The sequence below is a fragment of the Reyranella massiliensis 521 genome (assembly GCF_000312425.1).
GTDB classification, from domain to species: Bacteria; Pseudomonadota; Alphaproteobacteria; order Reyranellales; family Reyranellaceae; genus Reyranella; species Reyranella massiliensis.
The window spans coordinates 3,600,970-3,605,126 of record NZ_HE997181.1; the positions used below are offsets into that span (position 1 = coordinate 3,600,970).

5 protein-coding genes are annotated in these 4,157 nt (G+C 66.2%); 1 reads left to right on the forward strand and 4 read right to left on the reverse strand.

Annotation, left to right across the window (positions count from 1 at the left end; all coding sequences use genetic code 11):
- The 3 genes from BN60_RS30985 to BN60_RS31330 all read right to left on the reverse strand — a co-directional run.
- The coding region (locus BN60_RS30985) for a hypothetical protein (protein WP_043284042.1) at nt 1-1,187 on the reverse strand (1,187 nt) is incomplete at its 3' end.
- A 79-nt stretch (nt 1,188-1,266) separates the two neighbouring features.
- The gene (locus tag BN60_RS17535; RefSeq protein ID WP_020697419.1) at nt 1,267-2,265 is read right to left on the reverse strand and encodes a hypothetical protein; all 999 of its coding nucleotides are present in this window, start codon (nt 2,263-2,265) and stop codon (nt 1,267-1,269) included.
- The gene (locus BN60_RS31330; protein WP_020697420.1) at nt 2,265-3,068 is read right to left on the reverse strand and encodes a tail fiber domain-containing protein; all 804 of its coding nucleotides are present in this window, start codon (nt 3,066-3,068) and stop codon (nt 2,265-2,267) included. The genes BN60_RS17535 and BN60_RS31330 overlap by 1 nt, the downstream gene beginning before the upstream one ends.
- A 281-nt stretch (nt 3,069-3,349) precedes the next feature.
- Here BN60_RS31330 and BN60_RS31335 point away from each other — a divergent pair, with 281 nt between their 5' ends.
- Nucleotides 3,350-3,682 (forward strand): hypothetical protein, encoded by a 333-nt coding sequence (locus BN60_RS31335; RefSeq protein ID WP_020697422.1) that lies wholly within the window; start codon nt 3,350-3,352, stop codon nt 3,680-3,682.
- A gap of 276 nt (nt 3,683-3,958) precedes the next feature.
- On the opposite strand, the gene BN60_RS30995 is transcribed toward BN60_RS31335, so the two are convergent.
- Nucleotides 3,959-4,157: hypothetical protein (locus BN60_RS30995; protein WP_215905915.1), on the reverse strand; the 199-nt coding region annotated here is incomplete at its 5' end.

The window sequence follows — 4,157 nt, forward strand, 5'->3', positions numbered from 1 at the left end:
CCGACAAAGACAAGCCAGACCTGCGGTGCGGTGACCCCGTTGCCGAGATAGCCCTTCATCTCGCCGATGTTGAACGTGTACTGACCGTTGGTGACGGCGGGCGTGCCGCCGTGCTGATAGACCGACGCCAGCACCGTGGCGCCCTCGGTTAGCGTGCCGTCGGCGCCGACGACCAGGTACAGGAAGTTCGTCGCGCTGTTCGTGAGGCCGGCCCATGACGGGGCGGTGAGCCTGTAGCCGTTGCGATCGACGAGACCGCCAGCGGCACTCACCAGCAGCGGCAAGCTGGCGGATACGTTCTGGGCCGTCAGCGTGAGGCCGCCGGCCGAGGACGGCAGGATGTTCGGCAGGCCGTTGCCGTCACGCGAGCCCGACCAGACCGTTTGCCGCCGGCGCCGCGGCGCCGGCGCCCCACGCTGGGCAACCCACTTCGTGCCCGTCGAGCGCAGCCAGGTCACCTGCCCCGGCGGCACGACGCAGTCGTCGATGGCCTCGCCGCCCGTGGTCTGCACGATGACGGGCAGAGCCCCATCGGCATAGACGCCGACATAGAAGCCCTCGCCCAGGCTCGCCGCCGTCGGCAGGCCGGAGGTGCGCACCGCCGCCGTCGTATTGTGGCTGACAATCCATCCGCGGTCGGTTGCGGCAACGGTGCTGTTCGCCGCCCCGACATCGCGCACGGGCGCCGGCGCGTTGGATACGAAGAGGCTCTTGGTCCCTTCCCAGGCACCGATCTCCTTCTCGGCCGAGCCGGTAGGGTTGATCGTGATCGGCACGCGACCGGAGGCGCCGGCCGTGGTGTTCGGCCACAGCGCGAAGCCCCGGAGCATCGGATTGCGCGTCGTACCGGCATTCCCCGCAAGCACCAGCTCGAGCACCTCGGCCGAGGACGCCACGTAGACCGTCAGCGGGAGGTCATCGTTCGTCCAGGGCACAGCAGCGTTGCCGTTGGTCGACAGGACGACAGCACGGGAAAGACGAACCGGCGTGCCGTGCGTCAGCGTGCCGAGGCGATTGATCTCCCATCTTGTGTTGCTCTTGTTCCGGACCACGAAGGATGGCTTTTCGCCGCTGCCATAGGCCTCGGGGAACAGGCGATACCCGCTCTTGCGGACGCCATCGAGATCGTAGGTTCCCGTGCCCATGGTCTGGCTGGTTTCGACGACTTCATCGGCAAACGTCGGCATGGGCACGATCCTCCCGCCCGTTACGGCGTAAGCCGCTCGGTTCGGTGTCAGAGCAAAGAAGAAAGAGAACGCCGAGGCGCTACAGCGGCTCGGTCAGTTGCAACGAGGTGCGCCAGAGCTGGCGGCTGCCATCCCAGAACGGGATCGCTTCGAACTGCGCCCCTTCCACGAACAGAGATTGCATCGTGTAGAGGTGGTGGAAGGTCGTCGCCGCGGGATCGAGCGAGAACACGAAGTCGCGCGCCAGACCGCAGTAGCGCTGCAGCTCGAAGAGCTCGGCGCGCATGTCGTCCTGGTCGACATCGGACAGGCTGAGTGCCATCCGGCGCGATGGGGCTCCACGAGGATCCGTGAAGGTCCTGTTGAAGGTCGAGCGTCGGCGGACGTCGGACGACTCCAGCCCGATCGCCGGATTGATGTCGACGTTGAGGCGCGGACGGAAGGCCTTGCCGATGAGGACGCGGCCGAACTCCATATACGAGGTCTCTACGCCCGGATCGCAGAAGATGATCCGCCAGTACCCGTAGGCGTTGACGTTCGGAAAGCGCACCAGATTGGTGTGAACCGGCCATGGCTCCTTGAGAATCGGCTTGCCCGAAACCGGCCAGGCGCCGAGCCAGCCGCTGTCGAAGTCAGGTGTGTTCGGCAGGCCGGCAGGATCGAGGGCACCAAGGATCCTGAACACGGCACCGGCACCGAGATTGGCACCGATGACGGCGACTGTATCGCAGGCGCAGGGTCTGGCGAGGGCGATCGACAGGTACTGGTCGACCTTCGATGTCAGCCGCCACTTCTTTTCGACCCGGCTGTCCTGAACGAACGTCACAGGCAGGCTCGACACCTCGGAGCTTCCTGCTATCTGCGCCTGATCGATATCGATTGACGACAGAAACAGGGCACCCTCGGCAGGTGGGATCGCCACAGGCACATCGGGCGGCGCGGTGCCATAGGCGCTCGTGCCGTGTGGCGACGTCCCGTAGATGCCCCATGCCGGTGCCGGTGCGCCGACTGGCGGCGCCGCAATGAAGGGCGGCGTCGCCCCGAAGGGAAGCGTACCGTATGGCGCACCTGCGTACATCAGGGGGCTTCCAACGCGGTCACGCGTGCGCTCAAGTCACCGAGATCGACGACCATCCCGCCCAGGACGAACGCCAGAAGCTGGGTCGGCCGCACGTTACCGCGCACCCTGCGCTCGCCGTTATCGTCGATGTCGGGGACGATTCGCGAGCGCGGCTCCTCGACGTCCTCCATCTCGTGAACGAAGTGGGTCAAGGGCTCGAGGATCGGAGTGCCATCGGCGGTCCGACGTCCCTTGTTCACCATCACCGGGCTGCCGTCGGGGTTGAGTACCGGATGCTCCTGCCCGACGGGCTCGTCGCGCTCGATGCCCCGCTGCACCAGTACCGGCCTGCCGTCGACCACCTCGATTGCCGACTCGACGTCAGGGACGAGCCGCATCTTCTTACGCGGCACCGTCTCCATGTACTCCTCGACCTTGTCGAGCTCGTCGAAGCCGACGCAGCCGTACCGGAAGGGGTCGAGACCTTCGGCAACGAAGGCGGCGACGACGTCCTGGAATACCCACCCGATGTGAACGCGGGCGGCCTCGACGCCCTTCTCCCTGATGGAATCGTTCAACTGCCAGAGGCTGACCTTTGGGGCCAGACGCCTCGCGACACCGATCTCGGCTGCCGTATAGCCGCGGATGTTCGATTTCTCGCGGGCGTCGGAAGTGTCGATGGCGCCGATGACGCCGAAGTACGTGCCGACTCGGAACGACGCGCTGCCGACATTGTGGATGTTTCTCGCGGGCGTCGGAAGTGTCGATGGCGCCGATGACGCCGAAGTACGTGCCGACTCGGAACGACGCGCTGCCGACATTGTGGATGCTCATCGGCAGCAGGTCGCCGGCCGCCTTGATCTTCCAGCGGGCCGCCCCGCTGGTCTTGAACTCCAGGTCGCCGCCGCCGGCCGATCCCGTGCCCCAGGCCACCATGCCGGGCCCGTCGGTGTTGGAGAAGCCGAAGGTGCCGGCCTCGGCGGCGCCTTCGTCCCCGACAAGGTGATTGGCAGCCCGAAAGTAGGCCGCGTAAACACTGCCGACAGGGAGCGACGTCGATCCGACATTGTATGTGCCCGCCAGGACCGGCAGGAAGTTGCCGGTGACCGCCCATGTCCATCGGGCGACACCGCCGGTGTTGAGCTGCAGCGATCCCGCCCCCGCCGCACCGGTCCCCCAGAACACCAGCCCCGGACCGTTTGTGTTGGAGAAGCCGAAGGTGCCGGCCGCCGTCAGCGCCTCGTCGCCGACAACGAAGTTGCCGGCCCTCATGCTGCCCTCGACCTGGGCATTCCCGTTGTTGTTCATCACCACGGACTTCGACGCAGGCGCCAGCAGGGAGACCGTCTTTGCGCCGACACTGAACGGCACCAGGCCGCCGGTCGTGGAGGCAGAGCCCGCCACGAAGGAACGGGTGATCGTGCCGGCAGCGTAGGTCGCGAGCGAAATCTCCCATTCGCCGGCCGACTGATGCTCGATCAGCACCCAGCAGGTGTCACCGTCGCCCATCACGGACACGAACGACCGCATGCGCGCAGGCACGGGGCCGTCGAAGGTGAGAGCACCCGTGCCCGTGCTTTGCGTCGTCTGCTGGACGCGATCGGCCTTTACGTGAGCCATGACTTGATCCTCTCTTCATTGGAGACGCGCATGCTCTCGGCGCTGGTTACAGCGCCTCCCGCATACCGCCGCTAACACCCAGCGTTAGCGGCTAACCCACACCACCCAGGATGACCTTGCCGTCGCCGGGCGCGTTGAACTCGGCGATCAGGAGCGGCTTGGCCGGCCCCAGACCCACGCGATTGACATCCTTCAGAGTGAGCACGGTGCCGACGATGTCGACGAACGGATCGAGTTCCATGTCCCACTGCCAGCGGTAGCGCATGACGCTGAATAGAGACTGCTGCCGC

Excerpts from the sequence above, each read along its gene's own strand:
- BN60_RS17535 (WP_020697419.1), bottom strand. The coding sequence starts at position 2,265 with ATGTACGCAGGTGCGCCATACGGTACGCTTCCCTTCGGGGCGACGCCG.
- BN60_RS31330 (WP_020697420.1), bottom strand. The coding sequence starts at position 3,068 with ATGTCGGCAGCGCGTCGTTCCGAGTCGGCACGTACTTCGGCGTCATCG.